The sequence below is a fragment of the Moorella mulderi DSM 14980 genome, from assembly GCF_001594015.1.
GTDB classification, from domain to species: Bacteria; Bacillota; DSM-521; order Neomoorellales; family Neomoorellaceae; genus Neomoorella; species Neomoorella mulderi.
Genome location: NZ_LTBC01000038.1, coordinates 1 through 1,970 on the forward strand (window position 1 = coordinate 1; position 1,970 = coordinate 1,970).

Sequence of the window (1,970 nt, forward strand, 5' to 3'; positions counted from 1 at the left end):
AAACAGTTGCTACCTGCTGGTAGATCCCGGCGGCAGTACTGTCGCCGCACAGCTCATCGACCGCAAGGGCGACGTCCTTATCCTCCGCCGGGAAGATAAATTGAGCCCCCTGTGACGGCAGGGGGCTGCTTTAAAATCTTTAATCTACTTTTCCAAAGGATCTCTACATCTAATCTTTGATTAAATCATGTCACTTACTGCGCCAGACCCAAGAGGGTTAAAATCTTAGCCCATCGCATCTAACCATTCCTCCTATCTCAATAATTTGCTTCTAGCTTGTCAAATCTCCTGCTCTCTTAGTTTTTCATTTTTAGTATGAAGTCCAAGAGGGTAGACTAAGCCTTTTTTATCATCTTGTAGAGTAGAGCACTGGTTCGCTGAGAGCTCCCCACCGCCCCCTCATCAAACCGGACGTGAGGTTCTCCCTCATCGGCTTTCCGATGCCCTTCTTCCCGCAGCTTCCAGTAATCGGCAAATCGTTCTAGGCCCAACCTCTTGAATAGCTGGTATGTCTCGTCTTGCCTTTGGAACTTACCCTTCTTCTGCCGCTTCCGATTGTACCAGATTGTGAGTCTGACCAGGATATAGTAATCAATCAGATTCAGTCGGCGCCAGTTATAGGGTAGGCTATAGTAATTCCGCCATCACCGTATTATGGGGTTCAGTTTCTCCACCAGCCATTCCGGCTTCCATGAGAGAACTCCTCCCGGCTTTAACAGGGTTTTAATCCTCTGGCGCATCTTTTTCATTGCTTTCTTCGATGGCCATCGCACCGTGGTGTAGAATTCTCTTCCCTGCCTACTCCTGACCTTGATTCGCCGGTGGTGGAAAGTCGAAGCCTTCTTTTTCTCCTCCAGTGGACTATGCGCGTCTTCTCCGGGTGTAGTGTAGTTCCAGCCGTTCCATTATGGCCTGAACTACTCTAAGGGCCATACAGGCCTGCCGATAGGTGCGGCACACTATCACCGCATCATCGACATATCTGGTGAGCACTCCTAGTTGGCTGTAGCGCCTGGTCCAGAGGAGGTCAAAGATAGTTGAGGTAGATGTTGGCCACTAGCGGGGAGATTACTCCTCCCTGGGGCGACCCTACCTCACGGGGTGTATATTGCCCTCTTCTAAAATCCCGGCCTTAAACCACTTACGGATCAGTTTAAGTATCCTGCGGTCACTGATCCTTCGCTCCACCAGCATCATGAGCTTGCCGTGGTCGTGTTATCAAAGTACTTCTGGATGTCTAAGTCGACCACCCATGCTCCACCTTTATCGCTTGCCTCTTTGACCCTCTGTAGGGCCTGGTGAGCGTCTTTCTTGGTGCGAAAGCCAAAGGAGCATTCCTGGAAGTCTGCCTCGAAGATGGGCTCGATGACCATCTTGGTGGCCATCTGCACTACCCGGTCTTTTACTACCGGTATCCCCAGGGGTCGTTTTTCCGTCTCGCTCTTGGGGATATATACCCTCCTCACAGGTCGTGGACGGTACTTCCCCTGCTTCAGTTCTTCCTGGATCTCCTTGATAAACTGCTCTTCGCCATAGGCCTCTATTTGCTCTATGGTCTGGCCGTCTACCCCGGTGCTCCTTTGTTGGCTTTTACCCGGTGTGATCCATCTGTGATATTGTCAGGGTGAAATCCATCTGTAAAAATGTCAGTATGAGTAGGGAGAGGATTACCTTGTCACAGATGGAAATGAACCGGGTAATTATTTTACAAAAAGCTTTAGATGGGGAGGTTTCAGTACCGTATGCAGCCTTCATCTTGGGGATTAGCGAACGCCATGCCTATCGCCTTAAGGCAAAACTTCAAACCTCTGGCCCAGCAGGCCTGGCCCACGGAAATCGTGGCCGTAAACCCGCTCATGCCCTCCCTGATAATATCCGTCAGGAAGTGGTGCAGCTCGCTCAAACTAAATACAGGGGGTGCAATTACACTTTCTTGAGCGAACTGCTCCGCGAGCATGAAGGCATTTGTT

General features: G+C 50.4%; 2 protein-coding genes. One reads left to right on the forward strand and one right to left on the reverse strand.

What is annotated here, in order from left to right:
- Positions 1-1,193 precede the first annotated feature (1,193 nt).
- A complete protein-coding gene (locus tag MOMUL_RS15990; protein ID WP_062286224.1) occupies positions 1,194-1,466 on the reverse strand; it encodes a reverse transcriptase domain-containing protein in 273 nt (90 codons plus the stop codon).
- Positions 1,467-1,681: 215 nt separating this feature from the next.
- On the opposite strand from MOMUL_RS15990, the gene MOMUL_RS15995 reads away from it, so the two are divergent.
- Positions 1,682-1,970: helix-turn-helix domain-containing protein (locus MOMUL_RS15995; RefSeq protein WP_236713139.1), on the forward strand; the 289-nt coding region annotated here is incomplete at its 3' end.